Annotated in this window: 28 protein-coding genes and 3 tRNA genes; 10 read left to right on the forward strand and 21 right to left on the reverse strand. The window is 59.6% G+C overall.

Annotated features, from left to right (window positions below; translation table 11 throughout):
- The first annotated feature begins 24 nt into the window (after positions 1-24).
- A complete protein-coding gene (lpxB, locus tag J3364_RS20575) occupies positions 25-1194 on the forward strand; it encodes a lipid-A-disaccharide synthase (RefSeq protein ID WP_349560025.1) in 1170 nt (389 codons plus the stop codon).
- On the forward strand, positions 1181-1849 hold the full coding sequence (gene rnhB / locus J3364_RS20580; protein WP_349560027.1) for a ribonuclease HII: 669 nt from the start codon (positions 1181-1183) through the stop codon (positions 1847-1849). Before lpxB ends, rnhB begins: the two co-directional genes overlap by 14 nt.
- Positions 1850-1872: 23 nt before the next feature.
- On the opposite strand, the gene J3364_RS20585 is transcribed toward rnhB, so the two are convergent.
- Positions 1873-2913: a GGDEF domain-containing protein gene (locus J3364_RS20585; protein ID WP_349560028.1), complete on the reverse strand. Its 1041-nt coding sequence runs from the start codon at positions 2911-2913 to the stop codon at positions 1873-1875.
- Positions 2914-3279: 366 nt separating this feature from the next.
- Here J3364_RS20585 and J3364_RS20590 point away from each other — a divergent pair.
- Together J3364_RS20590 and J3364_RS20595 are read left to right on the forward strand one after the other, a co-directional pair.
- Positions 3280-3356: transfer RNA gene (locus tag J3364_RS20590), tRNA-Met, on the forward strand.
- Between the two features lie 71 nt (positions 3357-3427).
- A tRNA-Met gene (locus tag J3364_RS20595) sits at positions 3428-3504 on the forward strand.
- A gap of 411 nt (positions 3505-3915) precedes the next feature.
- Here J3364_RS20595 and J3364_RS20600 read toward each other — a convergent pair.
- Positions 3916-4410 (reverse strand): GNAT family N-acetyltransferase, encoded by a 495-nt coding sequence (locus tag J3364_RS20600; protein ID WP_349560029.1) that lies wholly within the window; start codon positions 4408-4410, stop codon positions 3916-3918.
- Between the two features lie 245 nt (positions 4411-4655).
- Between J3364_RS20600 and J3364_RS20605 the strand changes: the two genes are divergently transcribed.
- Positions 4656-5795 (forward strand): fibronectin type III domain-containing protein, encoded by a 1140-nt coding sequence (locus tag J3364_RS20605; protein ID WP_349560030.1) that lies wholly within the window; start codon positions 4656-4658, stop codon positions 5793-5795.
- On the opposite strand, the gene J3364_RS20610 is transcribed toward J3364_RS20605, so the two are convergent.
- From J3364_RS20610 to J3364_RS20625, 4 genes are all read right to left on the reverse strand, one after another.
- Complete coding sequence (locus tag J3364_RS20610; protein ID WP_349560031.1) at positions 5787-8405, reverse strand: CHASE2 domain-containing protein; 2619 nt, start codon at positions 8403-8405, stop codon at positions 5787-5789. The genes J3364_RS20605 and J3364_RS20610 overlap by 9 nt on opposite strands.
- A gap of 87 nt (positions 8406-8492) precedes the next feature.
- Complete coding sequence (locus J3364_RS20615) at positions 8493-10139, reverse strand: FecR domain-containing protein (RefSeq protein ID WP_349560032.1); 1647 nt, start codon at positions 10137-10139, stop codon at positions 8493-8495.
- Between the two features lie 24 nt (positions 10140-10163).
- Positions 10164-10907 carry a response regulator transcription factor gene (locus tag J3364_RS20620; protein WP_349560033.1) on the reverse strand — a complete coding sequence of 248 codons (744 nt, stop codon included), beginning with the start codon at positions 10905-10907 and terminating at the stop codon, positions 10164-10166.
- Positions 10908-11086: 179 nt separating this feature from the next.
- Positions 11087-13240 carry a DNA topoisomerase III gene (locus J3364_RS20625; RefSeq protein WP_349560034.1) on the reverse strand — a complete coding sequence of 718 codons (2154 nt, stop codon included), beginning with the start codon at positions 13238-13240 and terminating at the stop codon, positions 11087-11089.
- 134 nt (positions 13241-13374) lie between these two features.
- On the opposite strand from J3364_RS20625, the gene J3364_RS20630 reads away from it, so the two are divergent.
- The gene (locus J3364_RS20630) at positions 13375-13710 is read left to right on the forward strand and encodes a BolA family protein (protein ID WP_349560035.1); all 336 of its coding nucleotides are present in this window, start codon (positions 13375-13377) and stop codon (positions 13708-13710) included.
- A gap of 76 nt (positions 13711-13786) precedes the next feature.
- Positions 13787-14407 (forward strand): L-threonylcarbamoyladenylate synthase, encoded by a 621-nt coding sequence (locus tag J3364_RS20635; protein ID WP_123634972.1) that lies wholly within the window; start codon positions 13787-13789, stop codon positions 14405-14407.
- Between the two features lie 15 nt (positions 14408-14422).
- On the opposite strand, the gene J3364_RS20640 is transcribed toward J3364_RS20635, so the two are convergent.
- Entirely contained in the window at positions 14423-15064 is a 642-nt protein-coding gene (locus J3364_RS20640) for a hypothetical protein (protein ID WP_349560036.1), read from the reverse strand.
- 184 nt (positions 15065-15248) lie between these two features.
- On the opposite strand from J3364_RS20640, the gene J3364_RS20645 reads away from it, so the two are divergent.
- Positions 15249-15941 carry an SDR family oxidoreductase gene (locus J3364_RS20645; RefSeq protein WP_502882536.1) on the forward strand — a complete coding sequence of 231 codons (693 nt, stop codon included), beginning with the start codon at positions 15249-15251 and terminating at the stop codon, positions 15939-15941.
- 370 nt (positions 15942-16311) lie between these two features.
- On the opposite strand, the gene J3364_RS20650 is transcribed toward J3364_RS20645, so the two are convergent.
- The 14 genes from J3364_RS20650 to J3364_RS20710 form a co-directional block, all read right to left on the reverse strand.
- Positions 16312-16644: a hypothetical protein gene (locus J3364_RS20650; RefSeq protein ID WP_349560037.1), complete on the reverse strand. Its 333-nt coding sequence runs from the start codon at positions 16642-16644 to the stop codon at positions 16312-16314.
- Positions 16645-16651: 7 nt separating this feature from the next.
- On the reverse strand, positions 16652-18832 hold the full coding sequence (locus J3364_RS20655; RefSeq protein WP_349560038.1) for a hypothetical protein: 2181 nt from the start codon (positions 18830-18832) through the stop codon (positions 16652-16654).
- Between the two features lie 177 nt (positions 18833-19009).
- On the reverse strand, positions 19010-19144 hold the full coding sequence (locus J3364_RS20660) for a hypothetical protein (RefSeq protein WP_349560039.1): 135 nt from the start codon (positions 19142-19144) through the stop codon (positions 19010-19012).
- On the reverse strand, positions 19145-20485 hold the full coding sequence (locus J3364_RS20665; RefSeq protein ID WP_349560040.1) for a phage major capsid protein: 1341 nt from the start codon (positions 20483-20485) through the stop codon (positions 19145-19147).
- Positions 20486-20548: 63 nt separating this feature from the next.
- A complete protein-coding gene (locus J3364_RS20670) occupies positions 20549-20860 on the reverse strand; it encodes a hypothetical protein (protein ID WP_349560041.1) in 312 nt (103 codons plus the stop codon).
- Positions 20853-21089 carry a hypothetical protein gene (locus tag J3364_RS20675; RefSeq protein WP_349560042.1) on the reverse strand — a complete coding sequence of 79 codons (237 nt, stop codon included), beginning with the start codon at positions 21087-21089 and terminating at the stop codon, positions 20853-20855. The genes J3364_RS20670 and J3364_RS20675 overlap by 8 nt, the downstream gene beginning before the upstream one ends.
- Positions 21070-21951 carry a YdaU family protein gene (locus tag J3364_RS20680; protein ID WP_349560043.1) on the reverse strand — a complete coding sequence of 294 codons (882 nt, stop codon included), beginning with the start codon at positions 21949-21951 and terminating at the stop codon, positions 21070-21072. The genes J3364_RS20675 and J3364_RS20680 overlap by 20 nt, the downstream gene beginning before the upstream one ends.
- Positions 21951-22250 (reverse strand): hypothetical protein, encoded by a 300-nt coding sequence (locus J3364_RS20685; RefSeq protein ID WP_349560044.1) that lies wholly within the window; start codon positions 22248-22250, stop codon positions 21951-21953. Before J3364_RS20685 ends, J3364_RS20680 begins: the two co-directional genes overlap by 1 nt.
- A 1-nt stretch (position 22251) precedes the next feature.
- Positions 22252-22656 carry a helix-turn-helix transcriptional regulator gene (locus J3364_RS22630; protein WP_502882537.1) on the reverse strand — a complete coding sequence of 135 codons (405 nt, stop codon included), beginning with the start codon at positions 22654-22656 and terminating at the stop codon, positions 22252-22254.
- Positions 22559-23224: a hypothetical protein gene (locus J3364_RS20690; protein ID WP_349560045.1), complete on the reverse strand. Its 666-nt coding sequence runs from the start codon at positions 23222-23224 to the stop codon at positions 22559-22561. Before J3364_RS20690 ends, J3364_RS22630 begins: the two co-directional genes overlap by 98 nt.
- 101 nt (positions 23225-23325) lie before the next feature.
- Entirely contained in the window at positions 23326-23547 is a 222-nt protein-coding gene (locus J3364_RS20695) for a hypothetical protein (protein ID WP_349560046.1), read from the reverse strand.
- A 52-nt stretch (positions 23548-23599) separates the two neighbouring features.
- Entirely contained in the window at positions 23600-23821 is a 222-nt protein-coding gene (locus J3364_RS20700; RefSeq protein WP_349560047.1) for a hypothetical protein, read from the reverse strand.
- A gap of 20 nt (positions 23822-23841) precedes the next feature.
- Complete coding sequence (locus J3364_RS20705; RefSeq protein WP_349560048.1) at positions 23842-25098, reverse strand: tyrosine-type recombinase/integrase; 1257 nt, start codon at positions 25096-25098, stop codon at positions 23842-23844.
- Between the two features lie 174 nt (positions 25099-25272).
- Positions 25273-25349, reverse strand: a tRNA-Arg gene (locus J3364_RS20710).
- 160 nt (positions 25350-25509) lie between these two features.
- Here J3364_RS20710 and J3364_RS20715 point away from each other — a divergent pair.
- The gene (locus tag J3364_RS20715) at positions 25510-26220 is read left to right on the forward strand and encodes a TIGR04283 family arsenosugar biosynthesis glycosyltransferase (RefSeq protein WP_349560049.1); all 711 of its coding nucleotides are present in this window, start codon (positions 25510-25512) and stop codon (positions 26218-26220) included.
- Positions 26198-26848 (forward strand): TIGR04282 family arsenosugar biosynthesis glycosyltransferase, encoded by a 651-nt coding sequence (locus J3364_RS20720; RefSeq protein ID WP_349560050.1) that lies wholly within the window; start codon positions 26198-26200, stop codon positions 26846-26848. The genes J3364_RS20715 and J3364_RS20720 overlap by 23 nt, the downstream gene beginning before the upstream one ends.
- Positions 26849-26895: the final 47 nt, after the last annotated feature.

Raw genomic sequence — 26895 nt, forward strand, 5'->3', positions numbered from 1 at the left:
GAGGCCGCGTCCCCGAAAGCCTCCATGATCAGCGAGCGTGCGTTCACCATCGGTATCGTGGCGGGCGAGGCGTCCGGCGATATTTTGGGCGCCGGGCTCATCCAGTCGTTGCGCCGGCGCTACCCGAATGCCCGTTTTGCTGGTATCGGCGGTGAAGAGATGCAGGCCGAGGGTTTTCACTCCCTGGTGCCCATGGATCGGTTGTCCGTCATGGGGTTGGTGGAGGTGCTTGAGCGTCTGCGAGAGCTGGTTTCCATTCGCAGGCGTGTGCGCGACTACTTCCTGGCCACGCCGCCGGCCATCGTCATCGGCATTGATTCCCCGGACTTCACCATCGGCCTGGAGTTGCAGTTGCGCGAGGCCGGGATCCGCACCGCCCACTACGTTAGCCCTTCTGTCTGGGCCTGGCGCCGTAAGCGCATCCACAAGATCGCGCGGGCGGTGGACAAGATGCTCACCCTGTTTCCCTTCGAGGCCCGGTTCTACGAAGAGCACGATGTGCCGGTGGCTTGTGTCGGTCATCCGTTGGCCGATGCGATCCCGATGGAGCCCAATACCCAGGCGTTTCGGCAATCGCTGGAACTTGACGCGTCCGCGCCGGTACTGGCCATTCTGCCTGGGAGTCGTGCCGGTGAAGTGGAGCGTCTCGGCGAGCTTTTCCTCGCGGCGGCCCGGTGGCTGCAGTTCCGTAAGCCGGATCTTCAGCTGGTCATCCCCTGTGTGAATCGTGCAAGGCAAATGCAGCTGGAAGCACTGCTCGACGCGATGGACGTCAAGCTGCCGGTGCGTCTGGTTTTGGGGCGTTCAAGGGATGTCATGGCTGCAGCTGATGTGGTGTTGCTGGCTTCCGGAACGGCCACGCTGGAAGCGATGCTGCTCAAGAAACCCATGGTGGTGGGCTATCGTCTGAACAGCTTTACCTACTTTCTTGCCTCTCACCTTGTTAAGGTGCCGCACGTCGCGCTGCCCAACCTGCTCGCCCGTCGGGAGCTGGTGCCCGAGCTGCTACAGGATAAGGCGACACCTGAAGCGCTTGGTCAGGCGGTACTGGACCGGCTGACGCCGGGGCCGGACATTGACGCGCTTAAAGAGGCTTTCTCTGAATTGCACGATATGTTGCGTCGCAATGCCAATGAACGCGCGGCCGAGGCCTTGGTGCCGTTGATCGAAGGGGGCGTCGATGGCCGCCGCTAGTTTGGTCGGACAGCCGTTTGTGGCGGCGTATCAGGGCGATTTACTGGCCGGTGTCGATGAAGTGGGTCGGGGGCCGCTGGCGGGGCCTGTCGTCACTGCCGCGGTTATTCTTGACCCGGCCCGGCCGATCGAAGGCCTGACCGACTCCAAGAAGCTGACAGAGCGGCGCCGGGAGGCGCTGGCTGGCGAGATCCGGGAAAAGGCGTTGGCCTGGTGTCTGGGGCGCTGCGAAGTGCATGAGATCGACGAACTGAACATCTATCAGGCGACCATGCTGGCCATGGAGCGAGCAGTGGGTGGCTTGCAACCGGCGCCAGAGCATGTGCTGGTCGATGGTAACCGCTGTCCAAAGTGGCGCTGGCCCAGTGAGCCGGTGGTCAAGGGCGACAGCCGCGTCGCTGCCATCAGCGCCGCGTCGATCCTGGCCAAGGTAGCGCGCGATCAGGAGATGCTGGCGTTGGAAGATCATTACCCCGGCTATGGCCTCGGTGCCCACAAGGGATATCCCACCCCGGTTCACCTTGAAGCCCTGGCGCGTCTGGGCGTGACGCCTGTCCATCGTCGCTCGTTTCGTCCTGTCAGGGAGGCGCTGGAGAGCATCGGTGCGGCAACGGCCTCGGTCCCGGTCTTTCCCACGGATCTGTTTGACGTCTGAGGTGGGGCTGTTTCGTGTCCGAATCAGGCCGGTGCGCGTCGCTTCATCTCATACAGTCGCTGGTCGGCCAGTCGCAGCAGTTCTTCCGTCGTCGTGTTGGTTTCCGGGCGAATACAGGCGATGCCGTAGCTGAAGCTGACCGAAACCGCCTCGCCACGGATCGTCACCGGATTTGATTTGAGATCGTCCTGCATCCGGCTGGCGATCTGTTCCGTCCGTTCTTCCGTCTGTCCGGGGAGTAAGGCGATAAATTCATCGCCAGCGAAGCGGAACAGACTGTCATCCCGGCGCATCAGCGATTGCATTCGGCGGGCCACGTGAACCAGGCAGGCATCGCCGGCTTCGTGCCCCCAGGTGTCGTTGACCGTCTTGAAGTCGTCCAGGTCGAGAAAGAGCAGGGCGAGTGGCTGCTCGTGACGCTGTGATCGGCCCAGTTCCTGTCCCAGCACCGCTTCCATATCCCGTCGATTGCGCAGGCCGGTTAACGGGTCGCGTGTGGCGAGCAGGCGAAGTTGCTCCCGCGCCCATATGCTGGTCAGGCCGGCAGAGGCCTTGATCGCCAGTTGGTGCAGAAAGAAGGATTCCATCTCCGGCTGATAGCGCGTGACGTCGCCGGAGCCCAGGATCAGAGCGCCGATCAGTCGTCCCTCCATTTGCAGGGGCAGAATGGCCAGTGAGCGGATACGGCTTCGCAGGTGGCGTGGAACGAGCGGCTGCAGGGGGCGGATGTTGTCGCGGAGCACCGGCGTATCACTGTTCTCCGTCAGGCGGAGAAAGTCGACCGCACTCACCAGCAGGCGTTCGGAAAGGCCACCCTGTTCGCCCAGCAGCGCGAGGATGCGGCGGTTGTCTTCGATATCCGTCAGCGCAAACCAGACCTCATCCAGTTCAAACCGATCCCGGACCTGCTCGGTCAGGCCATCGGCGAACTGGCTCAGCTCGGCTGCTCGCAGCATATCCAGCTCGATGTCGAACAGCTTTGCTGCGATCGCCTCATTGCGGCGAGCCTGCTGAATCAGGGCCTCCAGGCGATGGGTCGCATGTTTGTGATCGGATGACGGCATGACAGGTCCGGATGAAAGACTCAAGGCGCAAGCAGCTGAGCGTATCGTACTTTTGTGATCTTTCTGAATAACCTGTAATGCGTCAATTGGCAAGCCCGGCGCCGGAACTGATGCGTGGTTTTACAATGTGTGAAATCCGCTACGAGAAACGTTTGACACCCACCCCGCAAGGCCGTATTATTCGCGCCACTGAGATCAAGGGCGCATTCACGAAGTGCTTGATTTCTAAAAGTTTGATGCGGGGTGGAGCAGTCTGGTGGTTCGTCGGGCTCCCCATTCCAAAACAGCCGAAGGGAGTATTTCGACCTTTGGGTTGTGAGCCCGGATCGCAGGTAACTGAAGTTGCCGGGCTAGAGAAAGTTTTGATGCGGGGTGGAGCAGTCTGGTAGCTCGTCGGGCTCATAACCCGAAGGTCGTTGGTTCGAATCCAGCCCCCGCTACCACGTTTACCCAAAGTTGGGTGTTTCCGGGAACGCTTCCAGAGTTCTCGGTCTAAAGTTAAAAGCCGTTTTGATGCGGGGTGGAGCAGTCTGGTAGCTCGTCGGGCTCATAACCCGAAGGTCGTTGGTTCGAATCCAGCCCCCGCTACCAATTTGAGAATGGCCAGTCTGAGGACTGGCCATTTTCGTTCCTGGAGGGGGCTTTGTGAGTCAGCCCTCTTTTGGCGCTTTGCGCGGAATTGTCGCTGCCGCAAGTGCTTCATCGCACTTGCTCCCCGCTACCAATATGAGAGAGGCCAGTCTGAGGACTGGTCTTTTTTGTTTGTGCCCGGGCTTTAAAATGTAGCAGACGCTTCAGTATCGTAGGTTGGGCTGACGCAGGAAACCCAATAATCGGGGTTTGCCGCCGCTCTCATTCAGCCTGATGGTCGCCAAGCGCCCATGCTCCACGCATTTTCGCGATAACAGGAGCGTCCGGTATGCGCTTGTGTTGGGCTTCCTTTGTCAGCCCAACCTACCGTCGGTCCCTGTTAAGGCTCAAGGTCCACTCCAACTGGATGCGTTAGTCGTCATCCAGCAAGTGCGTCATTGGAAAGCGCTCAATCCTCAAATTCTCCCTCTCGATCCATTCCGCTTCACCCGCTTTAAATCCGTGTTTCTCGAACAGGGGGCGGGATACCCGGCTGGCATCCACGGAAAGCTCGCGTACGCCCTCGCGGCGGGCGGATATCAGCAGCTCTTCAAGTAACGCCGAGGCGATGCCGCGGCGCGCGAAGTCCGGGTGGGTGTACAGCATGTTGATGTGGTCGTGCGGCTGTCGCTGGGCGAAGCCTGCGATCCGGCCGCTGTGCTGGGCGATGAGGGTTTGCCCCTGGCTCAGGGTCAGGGCGATGGCCTGGGTGCTCTCGCCCCATTGGCGCCAGACCTCGATCACCTCAGGCTCGTAGCATGTCGCGCCCAGCTCGATGATCGACTGGCTGTACAGGGCGCCGATGGCAGCGCAGTCGAATTCCGGTCGGAATCGTCGGATGGCGAAGTGGGTGGTGCGTTGGGCCATGGCTTCGTCCCAATAAGTGTCAAAATATTGGCTAAAAAATAAACCATAAAATGACGTAAAACACATTAGTTTTTACGCCGCTTGGATACAGTGACGCTGTATCGTCAAATTAGTGGTGCAAAAACATGTTTTTTACCGTCATTAATCGGTCATGGGCAGGGATTGCCAGTCTGACATTATCCCTTCTGCTTGTTGGCTGCGGTGGCGGTGGATCGTCAGATGACGTCTCCACGTCGTCCAGTGCCATGCCCGAGTCTATCGTGCTGAACGGTGGCGCGATCAAGGGCATTATCAGTGATGGTGACGTTACCGCCTGGACGCTCGAAAAGAACGCGGACACCGGGCGTTTCGAAATCGGCAGCGCTCTGGGTGACTCCGTGACGACCGACAAGCAGGGGCGTTTCCAGTTGCCGATCAAGCGCAAGGCCTCTGGCTGGATCCTGGTTGAACTGCGTGCCAATGGCGCTACCCGGATGACCTGTGACGTCGTACCGTCCTGTTTTACCGGGACGTCCAGTGCAGTAGCCTTTGGCGAGACCTTCCCGCTGAATGACGATTTCCGGCTGCGCGGTGCGGTCAATCTGTCGGACACTCGCGAGGTTTATCTGACTCCTCTTTCAAGTCTGGCCGTTGCTCTCGCTGAGGCCTCCGACGTGGGGTTCTCCGCGACCAGTCTCACCCGGGCCTACGCGGAGATGGAATCGGCCTTTGGTCTCCAGGCCGGCACCCTGCAGTTGCCGCCGCCGGATCTGGTGCGACTCAACGGCTTTTCCGGTAGTACTGACGCGGTGCAGCTGGCCGTTATCAACGCCGCGTTTTTGTCACTGGTCGATGGCGACCACTGGCAATCCATTGAAGAAGTACTGACGGACAGCGAGTCACTGATTCGTGACGAGGGAAGCTTTTCTTCGGCGTCCAACGGCGGCAATGACCTGTCTGTGGAATCGGTCATGCTCGAAGCTGCCGTTTTGTCAGAAGGGCTGAAATCCGAGGTGAACAATGCCTCGATCGTGGCGACACTGGATGAGGTCTCCACCCGCACCCAGGCCTACTATGCGGTCGTCGCCGGTAACGGGAGCGAGGCCGATACGCCCAGCGATAACAGCGGCGGCGTCATTGTTGACCATACGGCAACGCTGACCTGGGATGCGCCGCTCACCCGCATGAATGGCGACAGCATCGCCATGGGTGAGCTGCAGGGATACGAGATCGTCTACGGGCACAGCGCCGATCGTCTCGACAACACCATTACGATTTCAAGCGCCAGCACCACGACCCATACCATTGAAAACCTGGATTCGGGAGACTGGTACTTTGCTGTTCGGGCGATCGATACCGAAGGGCTGACAAGCCCCCTGTCCCAGGTATTGAGCAAGTCAATCTGAGTCTGAGGTCTCAGCTGCGATGGTGGCCAGCGGATCGGCCACCGGCAGACGCAGGGTAAACGACGACCCCTGGCCTTCCTTCGACTCCACGCTGATTTCCCCCTTGTGCTTGTCCACCACGACTTTGACGAACGACAGGCCCAGGCCGGCGCCCCGGTTGCCGGATAATTCCGTGCTCTTCTGGCGCCGGTAACGGTCGAACAAATGAGGCAGTTCGTGAGCCGCGATGCCCATGCCTTCGTCGGAGATCGTCAGGCAAACCTGATGGCCGGCCCGGAACACCTGGATGGTGACGGTGGACCCCGGTGGGCTGTATTGCACGGCGTTGGTCAGCAGGTTGATGACCGCTCGCTCCAGCAACTCGGCGTTGCCCCGCAGCCAGATGTCGTCCAGACCGTGCAGGGCGAGTTCGATGCCTTTGCTCTGGGCCTGTTCGCTGACGCTGTCCCGGGCGTTCTCGACCACGGACAGGAATTCACAGTCGTAGAAGCGGGTCTCGGTCAACTGCTCGGCCCGGGCGAGCTGCACGAATTCCTCGGCCAGTTGGTAGCTGCGCCGAGCCAGGTTGCCCAACTGCTCGAGCTGCTCCGGGCCAATGGACTCCGGGCGCCGCTTGAGCTGGGCGATCAGGGCCAGCTGGGAGACCAGGGGCGAGCGCACGTCGTGCGAGATGAAGTCGATGGCTTCCCGATGCTGTCGCTGCTGCTCCCGCAGCTCGGAAATATTGGAGATGTTGGCGATGATGCCGTGTTGCTCGTGATCGGACATGCTGAACGGCGCCAGGTGGATCAGCAGATCCATGCCGCGTACGCGTAAATCGACGGTACGGGTCTGGCCGAGTGTTAGCGTGTCGGCAATGGTTTCCTGCCAGGGTGTGCCGTCTCTGGGGTCATGGGCGTTGAGCAGGCCGGGCAGTGGCATGCCAATGAGGCTTGGCCGTGGCTCGCCGAACCATTCCTCGATGTGACCGTTGACGAACTGGATGGTCGCCAGGGCATCGGTCACGATCACGCCGTCAGGCATGCGCTCGAACCCGCGGCCGATGAATTCCCGCATCCCGGTCAGTGATTCGATGGCGCCCCGGACCCGCTCAATGCGCGCGCCGATATTCTCCGCCGGATAGTCCTTTTCCGCGCCGCCGCCATGGCCGGGATGGTCCAGTCGCAGCCGTTGCAGGTAGCGGCGGCTGGCTTCCCGGGTCAGGCTGGGCGGCAGCGCCAGCCCCATATCGAACTGCCGTTCACCGCGTTTGAAGCGCAACCAGCTCTGGTCGCCTTTATGCATCCACAGGCCAATCGTCAGCCGATCCGGCCTGTCCACCTCTGAGAGGCTGTGACAGGCCAACACGTCGTCATCCTGGGATAGCCACCAGCCTCGGGCCTGCAAGAGCTGGGAGAGGTCTTCCAGGACGCGCAGCGGCTGATGATCGTTGGGTTCCTTGAGGCCAAGGCCGGGATCGCGGCTGAGGAGATCGAGCTGACGGTTGAGAAACGTATTGAGCAGCGTCAGGCGGCGGGTGCTCCATAGTGGGTAGGCGATCAGGGGGATCAGCAGCGATTGGGAAACCGGAATCCAGAAATTGGCATGCCGGTACAGCAAAGTGGTCGCGAGCAACAGCAATGCGCTGGTCATCAGGCAGACCCACAGGGTGTGGGACGGTTTGAGCTGGGGCAGGGCCAGGCTGATGAACAGGATGATCGCGATGAGTAGCAGCCATTGCTGGTAGGGTGGCATGGTGATCATCAGCTTGTGCTGGACCAGGGCCGAAAACGCATTGGCATGGAATTCGACGCCGGACATGGGTGCTGCCAGGCCGGACAGCGGCGTTGGCAGTACATCACCAAAGCCCGGGGCTGTCGCACCGACAAAGACCGTTTTGCCGGCGAAGCGGTCCATGGATACCCGCCCCTGCAATACATCGCTGTAGGACGTGGTGGATATCGTCCCGACGCGTCCCGAAAGCGGAATGTAGGCATACTGGCTGCGGACATTCACGTAAGGGGACGCCTGATTCGCACCGGAGTTGCGGGCCGGGACATCGCTGCCGCCGAGTTGTGCGGCGGCCACGGATAACGCCGGCCAGGTGGCGTCGCCCAGACCGCTGTAGAGGTAGAGGCCGCGGGCGATACCGTCTTCATCCAACTCAACATGGACATGGCCGAGCGCACCGGCAACCTGGGTCAATTGCGGTGTCGGTAGCTGTTCGGTGAGCGGGGCGTCGGCGGTGGACGGGTATAAGTGAACCGGCAGGACGACCTTGCCATGCGCCTTCATGGCGGCCGCCAGGGCATCATCACCGGGACCGGCTTCGCTGAACAGCACATCGAAGACGATGACTTTGGCGCCGGCCTCCGTCAGGCGCTCGATGAGCTCTGCATGGCGCTGACGGGGCCACGGCCAGCGGCCGAGCTCACGCAGACTTTTCTCGTCGATAGCTACCAGCTCCAGGTCAGAAGCCGGTGCGAGAGGCGTGCTCAGGGCAAGGGTGTCGTAGAGCCAGAGGTCGAGGCGCTGAGGCAGGCCGGCAAATTTCAGTGCAAACGCAATGAGAATAAGGGGGAGGGCCAGCTTCCAGGCAGTGCGTGTCAGTCGGAACCAATCCCTGTGCATGCGTCTCGCTTATTGAAGCCCGTTTCCTGGAGGTGTGAAAAAACGTGGTGTTTGCGACGCTTTTACACGGACTCCATCCGTTACGGTTTAATTGACAAATAGCTCCCTGCCCGGTCCCCATCGGCCGTTGATCGGTCCATCAGAAAGCGCTTTCAGCCGCACAAAATACCGTCTTCCGGGAATCAGGCGCAAGGCCGCCGTGGTGTCGGCTACGTTGGCCTCCTTGATGATGTGCTTGAAAGACGGGTCTTCAGACAGCTGCAGCTGGTACTTGTCGGCGCTTGCGACCTGTTGCCAGAAGATCCGTACCTGACTGTCGACGTAGTTGATGTTGATGATCCGTGCCGGTGGCAGGGTGCCATTGACGACCAGCTTACGCGGCTGACTGGTGGCGTTGGAATTGCCCCCGGTCCGGGTCACCACCCGCCAGTAATATTCCCCGGGTGTCAGGGCGCGGGATGGAATTGCATTGCTGTCCGGCGCCCACTCGCTGGTGGCCACCAGTTCCGAAAAGTCAGATGAGCTGGCAATTTCCACCCGGCCTACCTCGTTATCACCTTCATAGGTCCAAGCAAACGACGGCATCTTGTCATCAATTTTGGCGTCGGCTTCGGGGGTTTGCAGCTCGGCGGCGCGGGCTTTCTGGTCCACGGTAATAGACTGCTTGTCGGGCATGCCGGGATTGCCATGGCGGTCGATGGCCGCCAGCCGCACCTGGTAATGGCCATTGGCGAGATCATCCAGGCGTATTTCTGGCGATGACGACGTTTTACGCGCCACCCAATTGCCCGTGTCGGCGTTGAAAATGTCCATCTGATAGGCCTGGGCGCCCTGGATAGCCTGCCAGGCGATGTCCAGCGGCATCTTGTTGGTGGTGCCGGGGATCGCGCCGGGTTCGGGCGCCGGCGGTAAATGCCGGATGTCCACCGGGTTTTGGGTGCCCAGGCCCGCCGTCCCGCTGTAGCCGGCCGGTATACCAACCGTGCGACCGTGTGGTCCGAATTCAACCTTGCCCTCGGTCACCTGCAGTTGGGTTTTCGATGAGGTGGCTTGCAGGCTGAATTTGGTTCCCCGCACAGCGGCCACAGCAGAGGGCGTATCAACCTCGAAGCGCGAGCCCTTGTCGATCAGTTTTTCCACTTCCGCATCGAGTTCGCCCCGGTCAAGGCGCATGCGAGTGTCCACCATGCCGGTCTTGCCAAAGCGGGTTAGCCGGTTGAACATCAGGTCCGTGTTGCGCCCGAGGCGCAGGAGGGAACCGTCTGCCAGCTGAACCACGGCAAAACCGCTACCCGTTGCGATTTCGTCACCGGCCCGGATGCGGGACTGTGCCGTCAGTGCCTGGCGCCGCCCGGTCACACCGTCGACGTGCTGAACCGGTCCGGAAACGGCCAGGGCCACGGCGGGTTCGGGGCTTTTCTCAAGCCAGTTGACCGGGATGCGGATGCTCTGACCGGGCACGATGTCACCGGGGCTGGATACCCCGTTGTGCTGCAGGAGCTGATTCAGGTCGTGGGTGGATGCCAGCAGGCGTTTGCCCACCTGTTCCACGGTCTCGCCCGGGCGCAGGGTGTAGCGCCAGTCATCCACGCCATGGGCCTGGGCCACCTGCAGGTTGCCCTGCTGTGAACCATGGGTGACGGACAGGTCCGCCTGGGTGTGCGAGGCCAGGGTCAATAACGTGAGGCCGCCCAGGAATCGGGCGGCACGGGTGACATTGGAAAGCATCGGCATGAATCGTCTAGCCCGTCGGATACGTCATTGGATGGACGGCGAGTCACCGATCGGTAGCGAGTCGTCGTCCGCATCCAGGGCGATCTCGTCCATCGATTCCAGGCGGTAGCCGCGCTGGTAGATGGTCTTGATGCGGAAGCCGTTCTCGGGCTTGATGCCCAGGCGCCGGCGCAGCCGGCTCATGTGGGTGTCTACGGTCCGGGTGTTGATGTCCCGGGTCACGCCCCAGACCCGCTCCAGTAACATTTCACGGGTGAGCAGGCGGCCCTTGTTCTGGAACAGGAACAGGGTCAGGTCAAAATCCTTGTCGGTCAGCGTCACTTGTTCACCGTGCAGCACAATCGTGCGTGCCTTGGTGTCGATGGTGAACGGTCCGAACTCCAGTACTGGGCGATCGACCTCTGGATTGCTGCGTCGGGCCAGCGCGTGGATGCGCGCCAGCAGCTCGCCCGGACGGGCCGGCTTTGACAGGTAATCGTCGGCACCGGCGTCCAGCGCCTGAACAATGTCCTGCTCACTGTCGCGCTGGGTCAGGAAAACCACGGGAATGGGCCAGTTGAGCTGAGCGCGGACGCTTTTCAGAACGTCAATCCCGGTCATGTCCGGAATCTGCCAGTCGAGGATCAGCAGGTCGTAACTGCGGTGCGTGACGGCGCTCAGGAAAGACTGGCCGGTCTGGAAGCTGTCACATTGGTGTTGATTGTCGGCCAGCAGGGTTTCGATGTTTCTTGCCTGAGCCAGCTCGTCTTCCAGTAATGCGATTCGCATTGAAAGTCTCCTGCGTATTGTCGTGCGCCATTACCGCCATCGCGTTGAATATTGTTGCAAATTGCCAGCGAGGGGTCAGTGTCAATGTGTAGCGTACTGTTAACCAGATCGCCCGAATGTTCCATAGGTCTGTAATAAACAGCGACGGATAGCGTGATTTTCAGGCGGGGGCGAGACGTCTACTGCGGGCGACCCGGCCTTCCGTCGACATCCCCTACTGTTTGTCGGCAGGCGGGGAAATTACTGCAGCCCCAGAACCAGCCTTTTTTACCGTGACGACGCACCAGGGGCGAAAAGCAGGCCGGGCAGGGCACGGGTGCCTGGTCGGTGCCGTCGTTGTGATCACTGTCGTCTTCGAATGGACGCGTACCTTTGCATTGGGGGAAGCGCGTGCAGGCCCAGAATCGGCCGAATTTGCCGGTCCGCTCCCGCATCGGGGCGCGGCAGGCCGGGCAGTGGACGCCGGTTTGCTCCACCGGTTCGTTCGAGAAGCCGCTTGCGGCTGGTGCGGAGCGGATCGGGTCGAGCAGCGTGCCGATCTGCTTTTCAATCGACGCCAGGAACGCCCTCGGGTCGCCTTCGCCCTGGCGAATCCGCTCCAGCGTGGCTTCCCAGACCGCGGTCATGTCCGGCCGTGCCACCGCATCGGGGAGTGCGCCAATCAAATCCTGGCCCTTCTCCGTCGACTTGATGGCGCGACCGTCACGGATCAGGTAGTCCCGCTTGAACAGGGTTTCGATAATGCCGGCCCGGGTAGCCTCGGTGCCCAGGCCGTCCGTGTCGCGCAGCGTTTTGCGCAATTCGGCGTCCGACACGAAACGGGCGATGTTTGTCATGGCCGACAGCAGCGTGGCGTCGGTGAAATGGCTGGGTGGCTGCGTCATCCGATCCTTGATCTGAGGCGATGCGCAATCGACCGGATCGCCAACGTCCAGTCGGGGCAGAGGCCGTGCCGGCTTTTCATTCTGCTCTTTGAGGCGGATTTCCAGCACTTTCCACCCAGCGTCCAGGACGCCGGTTTCAGTGGCGCGGAAGTCATAGTCGGCCACGGTCAGATCCAGGCGACCCTCGCGGTGAACGGCATCGGGGAAGAACTGCATCAGGTAATAGCGACTGATCAGTTCGTAGATGCGCATTTCCGATCGGCTGAGGTTGCCCGCGGGCCGCTTCCGGGTCGTCGGAATAATCGCGTGGTGGGCATCCACCTTCTTGTCGTCCCACGCGCGGGAGTGGCGTTTGAGTTCGGCTTGCTGTGCCAGTCTGGAGAGGCCCGGCGCGATAAATTGCAGTGCCTCGACCACGGCGTGGCGTTGCCCGAAGTGTTCCTCCGGCAGGTATCGGCAATCCGATCGGGGATAGGTGATCAGCTGGTGCTTTTCATACAGGGACTGAGCCGCATCCAGCACGGCTTTCGCGCCCAGGCCGTACAAGCGACCGGCCTCGATTTGCAGGGCCGACAGGGACAGCGGCAACGGCGGTGCTTCGTTGCGTTCGCGGAAGCGGGCCTGGGTAATCGTGCCCGTCTGGCCGTCCACGTCGGCGGCGACCTTTTCCACCAAGCTTCGGTCGAGGACGCGATCCTCTTCGTCCATGGCCTGTCGGAACGCTTCCCCCGGTCGCCAGCGGGCCGTGAACGTTTCCGGCGGTTCCGAACGGCTCGCTCCGGTGACGGTGAGCGTGTAGAACGGCTTGGGCTCGAAGTTGGCAATGGTCAGGTCCCGCTCCACCACCAATCCCAGAACCGGAGTCTGGACCCGGCCAACGGAATAGACGCCTTGCTGGCCCTGTTGTTGGTAGCGCAGGGTGTAGGCCCGGGTCAGGTTGATGCCGTAGAGCCAGTCCGCCCGCTGGCGCGCGAGGGCAGAGTGGGACAGATGCCGGAACTCGCGGTTGTCGCGCAATTGCGAGAGTGACCGCACCACCGCGGTGGGGGTCAGATCCTGGATCAGCAGCCGCTCGACCGGCATGCGCACGCGACAATAGCGCAGGACTTCGTCGACCAACAGCTGGCCCTCGCGATCCGGGTCGCCGGCATGGACAATCGTTGTCGCCTGGCCAACCAGCGTCTCCAGGATCTTGAGCTGGTTGCGCACGTTGTTTTTGGGCAGCACGGCCCACTGTTCCGGGAAAATCGGCAACTCATGCAGGCGCCAGGACTTCCAGCGTGGGTCGTAGTGGGCCGGTTCCGCCGGTTCCAGCAGGTGGCCGATGCACCAGGTCACCACGTCGCCGTCACCGCAGCGCAGGTAGCCTTGCCCTTTTTCAATATGACCGGGCAGGGCCGTCGCGATCGCGCGGGCGAGGCTGGGTTTTTCGGCGATGAACAGGCGCATGGTGATACCGGGTCGGAAACAGGCGATGGAAGATGGCGAACCCGCCGGATAGTGTCAAGGGTGGACCGCGTCTTCTCAAGCAGGCGGGGTCGGGATTACGTTACAATAGAGAGTATTGTTAAGGGAGGTTCTTTATGGCCGAAACGGCACCCATCCAGACTGCCATTGAACAGAAGCTGAACCAGGGGTTCCAGGCGACGCATCTGGCGGTCGAAAACGAAAGTCACATGCACAGTGTGCCCCCGAATTCGGAGACGCATTTCAAGGTGACGCTGGTCAGCAACGACTTTGCCGGCAAGAACCGCGTCAAACGGCACCAGGCGATCTACGGTGCGCTCGGAGCGGAGTTGCAGGCCGGCGTCCACGCTCTCGCCCTGCATCTGTATACGCCAGAGGAATGGCAGGCCCGCAACGGGGTATCGCCAGCATCGCCCCAGTGTCTTGGCGGGTCCCGGCACGACAAGGCGTAAGCTCACGTTCGCCAGGAACATGATTGCACCGGTCCCGACCGGATGACCTATTTCGCTCAATCAAAAAGGATGCCCCATGAGCCAGTTTTTCCAGATTCATCCGGAGACGCCACAGCTGCGCCTGATCAACCAGGCTGTCGACATCCTGCGCAAGGGCGGTGTCGTGGTCTACCCCACGGATTCGGCCTATGCCATCGGCTGTCAGCTCGAAGACAAGCAGGCGACAGACCGCATCAAGCGCATTCGCCGCCTTGACGACAAGCACAATTTCACGCTGGTGTGTCGCGACCTGTCCGATATCGGGCAGTACGCCAAGGTGGACAACACCCAATACCGCCTGCTCAAGAATTTCACGCCCGGTCCTTACACGTTCATCCTCGATGCCACCAGCGAAGTGCCGCGTCGGTTATTGCATCCCAAGCGCCGCACCATCGGTCTGCGAGTGCCGGACAACCCCATTGTCCAGGCCCTGTTGGCGGAACTGGGAGAGCCGATCATGAGCAGCACCCTGATCCTGCCCGGTGAGACCGAACCGATGACCGACCCGTACGAGATTCGTGAGACCCTTGAGCATGAACTGGACCTGATTATTGACGGCGGGTTCTGTGGCTTCGAGGCAACGACGGTTGTGAACTTCTGCGGGGAAGTCCCGGAAGTGACCCGGGTTGGCAAGGGGGATCCCGGCCCGTTCCAGTAAGGCCTGACGACCGGATCAGACCCGGGTATTCAGGCTGAAGGCGTACTGGCGATTCTGGCCGGCCGCTTCCAGGGCGGTGGCGCCGGCGTTTTTGCGCAGGCTGTCGTAGCGGTGGGCCAGGTCCTGCAGTCCATTGAACTGCTGGTTTTCGCTGACCATCTGGTCCAGTACGCTGTTGCTGACACCGTAGGCCTGGTTCAGGCGCAGGGCGGTGTCCACAAAGGAGACGGTCGGCTCGTTCACGCTGAGTCGGCCAAACGCCTGTCGAAACGCCTTGTTGTTATCCAGGTCCTTCTCGATCTGCTGGCGGGTCGATTCCGGCATCAACGCGTTGATGGAGAAATCGCCGGACTCTTTCCTGGAGACGGCAATGCGTGTCGCCGGGTTCAGCCCGTACTCGGCAAGTTTGTGCCGCAGCGTATCCTTCACAAAGGCATGATCCTGCCCCACGTTCTGCTTGAACGAATTCACCGACAGCTTGCTGGATGCCTTGTGGGTTTCTCCGCCATTGATGGTAACGCTGTCACTGTCGGCGGAGGCCGATTTCTCAACATCCGCGCCAGCATTGGCTTGTGTGGCCGCCTTCTGGGCTGCCCGGTTTTCTGTGGCCTGTTGGAAACTGGTGCCGGCCCGCATCAGTGATGTCAGCAGAGACATGGTTTTCGATCCCCGAAAGTCAAGGTTTCAACGCTTACCGGTATCGGATTGCATAATGTGGGCCAATTGGGCGTGAACGTGAGCGTGTCTTTGCCCTGACCATCTCGAGGCCCGGTAACGGAAGTCCACGTGTTACTGTCGGGCGTAGACCTTCGACAGAATCAACCGACGAACAGGAGGACGGATGATGACAGACAAGGTCATGTTGATTACGGGAGCCTCTTCAGGCATTGGTGCCGCGACAGCCCGGGCTGCGGCCAAAGAAGGTTATCGACTGGCGCTGGCGGCGCGTTCCGTCGACAAGTTGCGATCGCTACAGGAGGAGCTGGGCGGCGAGTCCAAGGCGCTGGCGCTGTCCTGCGACGTCCAGGATTTCGACCAGCAGAAAGCGGTGGTCAGCAAGACGCTGGATCATTTCGGGCGTCTGGACGTGGTCTTTGCCAACGCCGGACGCGGCGGTTCGCCGGGTGGATTCAGCGGTGCCGATCATGAAGCCTGGCGGGATATGATCCTCACCAACGTCTACGGGGTCGGCTTGACTTTGCAGGCGGCTTTACCGGCATTACGGGAATCGAAAGGTCAGGTGCTGCTGACCGGTTCCGCCGCCGGACGGGCGACCATTCCCGGATCCATGTACAGCGCGACCAAATGGGCCGTGTCGGCGATCGGTTATGGTCTGCGGGAAGAGCTGCGAGGGTCGGGCATTCGCGTCACGCTGATTGAGCCCGGCATGGTCGACACGCCGTTTTTCGATCAGAAGCCCGAGCATGCACTGGTCGACGACGACATTGCCCGCGCGGTGATCTACGCCGTGTCACAACCGGCCCATGTCGATGTGAACGAAATCCTGGTGCGTCCGACACCCAAGGTCGAGTGACACGGTGCTGTAAGCAGCGGGAAAGGCAATGGTGCCCCCGGCAGGCATCGAAAAGAGCTATCAAGTACCTGAAAAATAGACTGTTCGATTGGTGGTATGCTCGCGGGTACCCGCAAAAGTACCCGCATTTTCAATCGCTTAAATTACCCTTGTTTCTGGTATTTGATCCAGCCGCGCTTGGTTTTTAAAAGTGACTCAGGATCACAATAAAAACCCGGAGCAAACCCTCCGCCCGGGCGAAACCACGACTCGAAATTTTCAAATCTCAATTTTGACCGCGCAAAAAAAAAGATGGGGGGGCGGTGTCAGAGCAAAGGGCTCTAAGGTTTCGACCCACCCCCCCGCCCGCCGGCGCCTGGATTGTCTGCGGCTACCATCTGCGGCTGTTGAGCATAATTGCTCCTATCAGCCCAGCGATCGCAAGAGTAGCCTCGCCAGTGCATTTTCCTAAAGCCTTGTTGATGCTTTTCTTGTGGCTCTCGATAAGCGCGGTGCGATCTGATTCGCTGATGCCGTCGGGGATGGCCAGTTCGGTCTCGTATTCGATTCCTGGAGCAAACCCTGCGGTGCACTCTTGGAGTTTCTTCTCCGCTATTTTGATCTCTTCTGCGGTCAGTCCGGCTTTATCCCAAGCACCAAAAACGGTTTCATACCATGGTTTCTGGTGAAGTTTGAATTGGTCGAGATATGTGATTTTATCCATACACCCCTCATTGGTTGACCAGTGCTTTTAGCGTGCGCTTATTTCGAGCCAGATGGTTTACAAAAAGTTTCTCGCCCCGCGTAGAGCCCCAGAAATTCTCAACACCATCGTTGCTCTCAATATTCACTATGCGGATTCTGTCTTCGATTGACGATCCCGAACCACCAGAGCTCATGTTCTGTTGAACACGATTCAGGGTGTTGTCCAATTTCGCGCTGGTCTGAGCTGTGGTCACCCGCTCGCCTTTCTCCAATAGCCAGGTGCCGGTCTGCGGTACCGAGTCGAGGCCTTCATGGGCCATGCCTGTCAGGCCATAGGCCGCCGCAGTAGTGGCAGCAATACCGGCAATGGCTGCCGTCGCATTGGAACCGAAACTGGCCAGGGAGGCAGCTGCAGCTGCTGGCGCATAGGCGGATGCGATGGCAGAGCCCGTCGTTTCAGCTTGAACGACTGCGGCGGCGGATCCCTGTTCACCGATGGTCGCCTGAATCGCTTCATTCACGAGTAGTTGTGCCGCAACCTGACCAAGCGCGTTGACCAACGACCGGGAGATACCGTCCGCCACTGCGTACACGGCATCACCAAACGATTCGGCTTCGAATATCATCGACTCAAAGGCATCGCCCACACCGGAGGTCAGGTTTTCCAGCATGTTCGAAGTCAAGTCGTCGAAGTCTTTGGCGTTTACCTCTACCGCCTCTAGGTATTGATCCCAGTAACTCTGGCTGACTTCGTTTGTGATCTCCCCGCGTTGTTCTTCACCTTCCTTGGCAATCTCGGTCATGCGGTCCTGGTAGTCCTGATAGGCTTTGAGCCGCAGTTGCTCCTTCTCCGCAGCGCTAATGTTGAATTCGTCGATGAGCTCTATTTGGTCGGCATACTGATCGAATGACGCCATGGCGGGATCCAGCTCTGCCCGCATGTCGGCCAGGGCCTTCTCCAGTTCACGCATGGATTCCGCGGCATCATCAGCATCATCGGAAGTGCCTTTGAGGCTGCCAGAGTTTCCGCCGTTGTTCCCATCTCCACCGGTGCTCCCGGTGATCTCAGGAATGTTCGTCGAGGGGATTTCCGGGATGTTCTCGCTCTGCTTCTTCAGTTCTACGGCTCGTTGATATTGCTCCTGCAGTCGCTCCAGCTCTTTGCGCTCTTCTTCCAGTTGCTTCTTCGGGACGAAGAATCGCGAATCCCCGGTGTCCCTCTTCGACTGCTTTTCCAGTTTATCGACCAGCTCGGCCTGCTCATCCAAGGCCTCTTTCAGGCGCGGGATATCGTCCAGGGATATGCCGTTCACAAAAACGGCCAGTTCTTCGGCAAGGTGTTGGGTCATTTCCACTGCGCCGCGGATGGCCTTCACGGCTACGGTCACGGATGTAACGATGGCGCCGCCCAAGCTCTTTGCTGCGTCTATGGTTTCCGGGTCAGACAGAAAATCGATCAAGTCATTGATTGCCGGCAAGGCGGCCATTACCACCTCGTTCGACATCCCGGAGAACGACGCCTTGAGCTGGTCCATGCTCTTGGTGACTTCCGCCAGCTGTTCGAACTCCAGATCCGAGAAGACGTTGCCGGTGTTCTCGGCCTCGATGCCGAGCGCCTTCATTTCCTTGCCGTTGTCGCGAAGCAGGGGTAGCAACTTGGTGGAGTCGCTGGCCAGGGCCTCCATGTAGAACGTCATGTCCTTCTGGGAAACTCCGGCCTTTTCCAGGCTGCTCACATAAAGCTGGAGAGCATCAGGGCCTGAGAGGCGCGCGAACTCATCAGCAGTAACACCAACCATTGGAGCGATGTTTTCGAAGAAGTCCGCCAGCGGGCCGCCACCGGTCTGGATGAAGTCACCGATCTTGTCGTTGGTGTCTTTGAGGATGTCGGCCACCTTTTCCTGCTCAATGCCGTAGCGCTGAGCAGCGTAGGTGATCCGTTGGAAGGTTTGCGGTGTGGCGTCCGCCAGCTTCGATAAGTTCTCGATCTCCCGGGCGGATTCAGCCAGATGTGTTGTCATCGCCACCAGGCCGCCAGCCGCGGCGACCCCGAGGCCTGCGATGGTTTTCGAGATGCTCTTGATGTGCTTCTCGATCTCCCGGGATGTGCTCTTCGTCTTGCGGCCCGCCTTGTCCATGCCGGCTTCAAAGCCGCCGACTTTGGCTACCAGGTCGAGGGTCAGCGTTCCGAGGCTTTTGCCGGCCATTCTGGCCTCCGTATGAATGGGTGAGGGCGGTTGGAATAATGCTGGCCGCGAGCAGTCCGCGAGGGACTATGAGGGATGCTCCGCCAGCTGTCAGGGTTTTGGGGTCCGGCACTCTCTGACTAACCCGGCGCAGTGGCAAACTAACTCCAGACAGAGGCGAACCACTGCGCACAGGAATCAATGTTCCTGCAACTTGATATGTCGCCTCTGCCCAATCTTTTCGTGGGCCTGCTGCCGATCGTTCTCGCGGCGCTCTGCCGCTTGATTGATCTGGCGCAGGATCCTCATGCGCTTCTTTGCTTTCTGCTTCATTTACGCGCCTGACGACGGTGATAGGTCCATTTTGTAAACCGCGAAGGCGTCCAAAATTTCCAGGCCGGCGCGCAGCTCACCAAGGATGGCAACCAGGTTGCGGGTGAAGTAGTCCTTGTGACTGTTGCTGAGCATGACGCTCGGTGCTTCACGGTCCAGAACCGTAGTAAATGATGTGTCGATGGTGAGTGCGGTTCCTTCAGGAACACTGGGAGAAGCCACTACGGAGGCATTCCACAGGGAGGGCGGGACCGGCATAGTCGGTGAGCCAAACATGTATTCTTCGTCTGTAGTGGATTTTGTGATCTGAATTTTGAACCAGTCCAGGCTGTTCATCAGAATCAGATTCGGCATATAGCCGTTGTCCGCCTGCCGGACCAGCGCTTCACCGATAATGTCGGCGCGAGTTTGGCCGATGGTGGGAATGAACTGTGCCCCCTGGTTGATGAGGCCGTCAATGTGGCCCTGTCCGCCAGTGCCGTTGATGATCCGCTGTTCCAGCTTTGAGAGCAGCTTGTACCGAATCATTCGGTCGATGGCCGCCTGCAGTGCAGAGTGGTCGCTCAGCACCTGGCGAGAAGCGGTTGTGTGTGCGGCGATGGTTACGATCTCTGATTTCTTGAGCTCACCGTCCAATTCGATGGAGGCCTTTTCGTCGCCTTCCAATACCTGCTCGCCTGCTTCGCCATCGCTGTTCATCTGGACGAATTCAACGGAGTCGCTGGTGGTTGGGCGGCTCGGCATTACATCCAGCAGACGAAGAGGGCGTTTAGCTTCCGTGACGATGGCGCCGCGTTCCGGATCGCTGGGCATGTAGTTGCCGGATTCGCCTTGGTCATTTGTCAGTGCGGCTTTGATAGGTGCCTGGAGTTTGATTCGGCAGGTTCCGATGTTCCATTCCTTCAGAGAAGTGAAGGCTTGGTTATCTTCCAGGTTTTGGGTTGCCATAGAGCCAACGGTCTGCATGGGGCCGGCCAGACCTGCAAACTTGTTTCCATGTTTACCGCCGACCAATTCCTGTTCAACGGCCAAAACGCGTGCTGACAGGTCACTCATTCCCTCTTTCGTGTCTTTGGCGTAAGCCTTCAGATCGGCGCCCACTTCATGTAGGTCGTTTTGGACACGCTTGTATTCCTGCTCAACGTTGACCGAACGGTCACCGACTTGACCGGCTTGACCGAAGGCTGAATAGCCTGCAGGTACGCCGCGCTCAATCAGGAGCGCAAATCCCACAACAACGGCAGCAGACAGCGCGACCGAGTTGATAGAGATTCCCAGCGCAGCCGGGATAGCTGCCGCGATAGCGATTACCGCCAGCATGAAGACGGGTGTAAGTCTCATGATATTTCCTCACTGAATAATGTGATTCCATGGTCGGCAAAGGCGCCGACGCGAACCATCCCGTTATGTGGACTTACGTGAAAAGACAGCGTCATCACGCCGAATTTCGATCCATTCAGCCAGATCCCGTAGGCGGTAGCTTATCCTTGAGCTGTCGCCGGCCGCCCGCTTGTAGAATGGCGGTGAGGCGCCCATTGTCCGTAGATTTCTCAAGGATCCTTCTGCATACCCCAAGAGTGCAGCCGCCGTCGGCTCACTGACCCGAAGGTCGCTGGTCTGGAAGTAACCCTCTGCCTTACAGGTGGCCGAAAATAACTCTACGGCCTCGTTCACCCGGGCGCGGTACTCCTCTTCGTATTTCGATTTATCACCCATGGCCGTGATCCTCCGTGCGCTCGAGGATCCGAACTACCTGCCCGGCGGCATCCTGTAGGGTGTCGATGACCTGGTGGCGCTCCAAGCGGTCGAAGTGGTCCCGGGTGCTCTGAAGGTCCGCCAGCAGGGCGCGCAGTAGGCAATCAGTGTCCGGGTCGATGCACGGTCGGTGGTTGCCGGTGAAGGCCGCCAGCGGCGCCCAGTAGGATTCAGAAGTTGGTCTGGCCATCTGGCACCCCCTGCTTCACGCCGTCGTTGTAATCGATCTTCCCGAATCCGTTGTGCGGTGACCCTGATCCAGGGGCCGGGTCTTCCGGCGGGGTCCACTCGTTCTCGTATTCGCACGACGTACCGAAGAACCGCACCGCCTGCATGATGAATTCGGTGTTCTGCCGGCCGGTGTCGCGGATGTAATTCGCGTAGCGGACGGTGCCGGCCAGGATGTTCGCCGGGTCCGCCCCTTCCTTGACCCGGGCTCGCCATGCGTGGAAGGCCTTGTTCTTCGGATTGCTGCCCGGTCGCTTGGGGTATTTCTTCCAGACCAGCTCGAACGCCTCTGGGTAACCGGATTTCCCTGCCTGTCCCGTCGACTCAGCATCCGAATCGGATTGTGTGGGCGCATCGCTCGCCGATGTGCCATTACTCTTTCTCTGTTCTGTATCTGTATCTGTATCTGTATCTGTATCTGTATCTGTATGGGAACCTGTTCGCACCTGCGCTCGTTGTGCGTTCGCATTGCGTCCGCACAGCTTCCGCTGATCATTCGGTGACCCATGGCGTTTTTGGGCGGCCTTCCGGGCCGATTCCGACTTGGCGAGCACCTTTTCCAGGTCTCTATCGATCCGGCGGTGATGCCAGTAGCCGTCATGAGCATCGAAGAATTCCAGCAGTGCTGGGCGCAGCATCTCCCACTGCTGTGCGTTCGCTTTGCAAATGCACTGCAGGCGCTGGTCATCGTCTGGTAACGGCTTCCCTGTCTGCCAATAGTTCATCATCAGCAGCATGTAGGCGCCGTGTTGCTCCAGGGTGAGGTGCATGGTGTCGGCCAGGTAGTCGGCGACATAGAATTGCATGTAGGGGAGCGCGGCCATTACGCCCCCTCAGGCGAAAAGCTGTTAATCAGGTCTTCCGCCAGCTCTATGGATTGGGGGTTCAGCTCATACTTGCCGTACCTGACGGTGAGCCCGTCTCGATCGAACCCGGAGCAATCCCGGACGTCGATGAGCAGGCCCTTTCTCCGAAGACAGGCCACGATCTGGGGCACGCCATTGCAGCCGGCGGCGTCCATCAGCTGGCGGACGGTGGCCGGGCCTTTCATGAGGCGGATCAGTGCTCTATAGTGGCGAGGTGACTGAAGGCGCTTTGCTGTGGCGGCGGGCGTCTTTTCCATTTCAACACCCCCCTTCTGCGTGCTTTTCAATCCATCCTTGGATATCGCTTTTCCGCCACCGGAGTGCACGGGCACCGAGCCTTATAGCCCTGGGGAAGTCTCCTGTTTTTTCTTTCCGGTAGATGCTTGTCCGAGATAGCTTCACGATGCCCGAAACTTCCCTGAGCGTCATCAAGCTGTCGGAGCTTTCGATGTGTTGAGATATATTCACTTTTAACTCCTGCGTTTCGCGTTGTTGCAGGAGCAATGAAACTATTTGGGATGAGTGATAGGTGACAGCCGTCAAAACCAAATGACAGCTGTCAAAATCACTCGGATAGTTCGGGGCAGGCTTTGATGGCGGCGGCAATGGTTTGCCGGACTGTTGTTTCGCTGAAGCCGTGAGGGGTGCGGTCGCTATCGGCATCCCGAAGATGCTCAGTTGCAAGGCGTGCTATTTGTGAGGCGTTTGGTTTTTCTCCTGCCCGGTACCCTGGGTACTTTTCCGCGAGGCCAAGCACAAGGGCGGCGAGGGTCCGCTGAGTGCGTTTCAGTTCTGAGTCAGTGGGGGCGGTTGTGGCATCTTCAGATTCAGCATTGGTGGGGTGTTGTTCCTGATTTGCGGAATGAGCCCGCTCGAATCTTTGGAGCTCTTCACGGGTTACCAGTAGCTCACCTTTGGTAATTGTTACCGGTGACGCAAACCTTATCCATTCTCCATCTTCAACGTACTCGGAAAGCATTCCGATACCATCCTTGAACAAGCAAAAGAGCAGCTCAGGATCGAACCAGGTGCGAACCTCCAGTTGATGGGTTGTCGTAATCTCGGAAGTGTTGCCGTTTTCGCTTTGCCGGGTAGAAGTGGCCACCGTTGATACCAAGGCCACGGCATCAAGTTCTCTATTCAGAATCAGCTCAAGAACTCGGCGCTCTGTTGTACTCCAACGCTCGATCAATTCAGCCAAAGTGAAGTATTGCTGTTCTGGTAACACCATACGCGCCCCCTAAAGCGCCCCTTAATTTGAGGCCATGCCAGGCGGGAAGGGTGCCCGCTTTTCTCCTGGCCGGGATAGGCATGGCCAAACTGGATGAACCGCTATAGGTGCTTGGTTGCGGCATCTATGTTTTCGATATTTTCTTGCATCTGCCAGACGTAGTTGCTTAGAAATCCTGGTGCGATTTCATGATTGCTGGCGTTTTGGTTATCAAAATACGCCTGGAGCATGACCATCATGGCCTGTAGCTGCCTCGAAGCTCTCGTGATGACATCAACTGCGTCCAGTTTGTTGGTGATTTCAGTTGCTGCGTTACCGCTCATTTCAGGTTCTCCCGTGTGTGCAGTGCTTGGTCATTTTTCGGAATTGCCGTATTCACAACTGCTTGGCAGCCGCATCTATGTTTTCGATATTTTCTTGCATCTGCCAGACGTAATTGCTGAGTGACTCACATGAAAGTGAATCGTCGCCAGGTTTTTGATTGTCAAGATATAGAGATAGCATGTCAGTCAGCGCGTAAAGCTGGGTGGTGGCTCTGTCAATGACATCAATCTGATGAATTGGACGGTCTGCGGTTGCATTCTGATGCTCGGGCATTGGATTGCTCCTTTCTTTGCTCAGTTGGCGTGTTGAATCGGTACGACGTTGGTTTTTCCGTTCTTCAGGCTATCCAGGTAATCGGCCCAGGCCTGCAGCATGCGCTTTCGCTCATCGAGCCGGGCGGACCGGTTGTAGGCAGCGGCCACCTGGTTGCGCTGGCGGTGGGCCAGCTGCAACTCGATTACCTCGGGAGGCCACCCAAATTCATGCAACAAGGTACTGGCCGTTGCCCGAAAGCCATGACCGCAAATCTGGTCCTTGCCGAATCCCAATCCTCTGAGTGCGTTGTTTACCGTGTTCTCGGACAGAGGACGGCCGGGGCGCAGGCTTTCGAACACGTAGGGACGGTGGCCTGTGACGGCCTGCAGCGGTTTCAGAATGTCCACCGCCTGCCAGGGTAGGGGAACAATGTGGTCTGGTACCTGGCCCGCCCGCTTGGCTGCCATGGTGCCCTTCATGCGGCGGCCGGGGATGGTCCAGACTTTGGCCTTCAGGTCGATCTCTGACCATTCGGCGTGTCGGAGCTCCCCGGGTCGTAGGAACAACATAGGGGCGAGCGCCAGGGCGGCGCAGGTGGTCGGCTGCCCGGGGTACCCCTCGATGGCGTTCAGCAGGGCGCCGAGTTCGTCCGGCTTCACGATGGCGGCGCGGTTCGTTGTGGGTACCGACTTCAGCAGCCCCCGGAGGTCTCCGGCAGGATCCCGGGCGGCTCGGCCCTCTCCGATCGCGTAGCGGTAAATTTGACTGATTCGCTGGCGGAGTCGGTGGGCGGTTTCGTGCTTGCCCTTCGCTTCGATCTTCCGGAGCACTTCCAGGACCAGCGGCGGCTCAATGTCGGTGATGGGCAGGTGGCCGATGTGAGGGTGAATCCAGGCGTTCAGGCGGCGGCGGGTGACTTCAATGGTGCTGGCGGACAGTTGGTTGTCCTGGAGCTCCAGCCAGTCTTCAGCGACCGCCTTGAACGTGTTCTCGGCGGCTACCTGGCGCTTCGTGTTTTCCACCTTACGGTAGGTGACAGGATCCTTCCCTTCCTCGAGCAGGGCGCGGGCATCATCGCGGGCGGCCCTTGCCTGCTTCAGGCTGACTTCCGGGTAGCTGCCCAGGCTCAGGGTCTTTTCTTTGCCGGCCAGGCGGTACCGGAGCCACCAGACCTTAGAGGTGGGTTTGACGACCAGAGTCAGGCCGCCTCCATCCGCCAGCTTTCGGCGTTGCTGACCGTCAGCCGTAGCAGATCGAATTGCCCTGTCTGTGAGCTTGTTCAGTTGTCGCGCCATTGTGGGTACCGGTTTCCTGAAAAATCAGTTGGTACCCGCAAAAGTACCCGCAAGGTGCGGGTTCTTCAATATGGTTTCAGGTTGTTCCTAGACGCTCCAATACAACCGAATATCCGGAACGCTCTGTATTTAAAGGGGTTTTGAAACGGTGGGAAACGTCATGGTATTTTTCAATGGTGCCCCCGGCAGGACTCGAACCTGCTACCTGTCCCTTAGGAGGGGACCGCTCTATCCAGATGAGCTACGGGGGCGCGCGGGTCCGGTATCATACCCATGGGGTGCGCCGGGCTCAACCTGCGAGCATAAGAGGCCTCTACCGGGTTGCCGACGTCGTCTTTCACGCTTGGCTGCAGGGGACTGGACCTGTTAATTTAATAGCGTCATTTCCTGTGCAATGTCACGGAGTTTTCCTTGGGTACGGTACCCCTGCATGTTTCCTTTGTCCTGCCTGTCCTGAACGAGGCCGAGGGCATTGTCGTGGCGTTGAATGAGTTGCAGGGCTGGCGCGATCAGGGCCATGAGGTGATCGTGGTGGATGGCGGCAGCAGTGATGCCACGCGAGATCTCGCGGAGCCGCTTTGCGATCAGCTGGTCTCGGCACCGCGTGGGCGAGCCAACCAGATGAATACGGGCGCTGCCCTGGCGGGCGGCGAGGTGCTGGTCTTCCTGCATGCGGATTCCAGACTGCCCCTGGATGCCCTGCCGCAGTTGCAACAGTTTGTTGATAGCCCCGCGGCCTGGGGGCGGTTCGACGTGCGTTTGTCCGGGGAGAGCTTGATCTTCCGGGTGATTGGCTGGTTCATGAATCAGCGCTCACGCATCACCGGCATTGCTACCGGCGATCAGGCCATGTTCGCGCGGCGTGTGATTTTCCAGGAGGTGGGCGGTTTTGAAGCGCTGCCGTTGATGGAAGACATCGCCCTCAGCCGACGCTTGTTGGCGCTTTCCCGTCCTTACTGCATCCATTCCCGGGTAACCACCGACAGCCGTCGGTGGGAGCGACAGGGCGTCCTCAAAACCATCCTGCTGATGTGGCAATTACGCTGGCGCTACTGGCGGGGCGAAGACCCGCTCAAGCTGGCTCAGGTCTATTACCCCGATGCACGCACCAAATCCGAGTGAGTTGTCCGATGGCGTGCTGATCCAGTTTGCCAAGTGGCCAGAGCCGGGGCAGGTCAAGACCCGGCTGGCGGCCGGCATTGGCGACGAGAAAGCCCTTGAAGCGCACTTGGTTCTGACGACTGCGGTACTCCATTCACTTTCGGCAACGGCTTACCCGCTCTCATTCTGGTGGGACAGGCCCCGGCCACCTGGAGTGCAGGTCCACGCCGATAAGCTTCTGACTCAGCTGAGCCATTTGGCGATTCCCCAGTTCAGCCAGAAAGGCGCGGATCTCGGCGCGCGCATGGCCCATGCGCTGGGCACCGCTCTGGAAAACTCGCCGAAGGCGGTGATTGTCGGCAGTGATTGCCCGTCGGTTGACCCGGACTATGTCAATCAGGCGTTTGGCGCGCTGGCCGAGGCGGATGTAGTTCTGGGACCGTCCGACGATGGCGGTTTTGTCTTGATCGGTACCCGCTGTGATCTTGGGGATGCGTTGACCGGTATCGAGTGGGGCACTTCGAGAGCACTCGAGCAAACCGTCCAGGCGTTGACTGAAGCGGACTTTGTGGTCCGGCAGCTGGCCCATCGGTGGGATGTGGATGATGTGGCGGACTGGCAGCGTTTTCTCGAGAGTCGGGGTAGTTGATCGGGAAGGTTATCAGCCACCCGCGATCGGCTGGCCCGACGCGGGTG

Origin of the sequence: Marinobacter sp. NFXS9 (genome assembly GCF_040148665.1) — a bacterium.
Classification (GTDB): domain Bacteria; phylum Pseudomonadota; class Gammaproteobacteria; order Pseudomonadales; family Oleiphilaceae; genus Marinobacter_A; species Marinobacter_A mangrovi.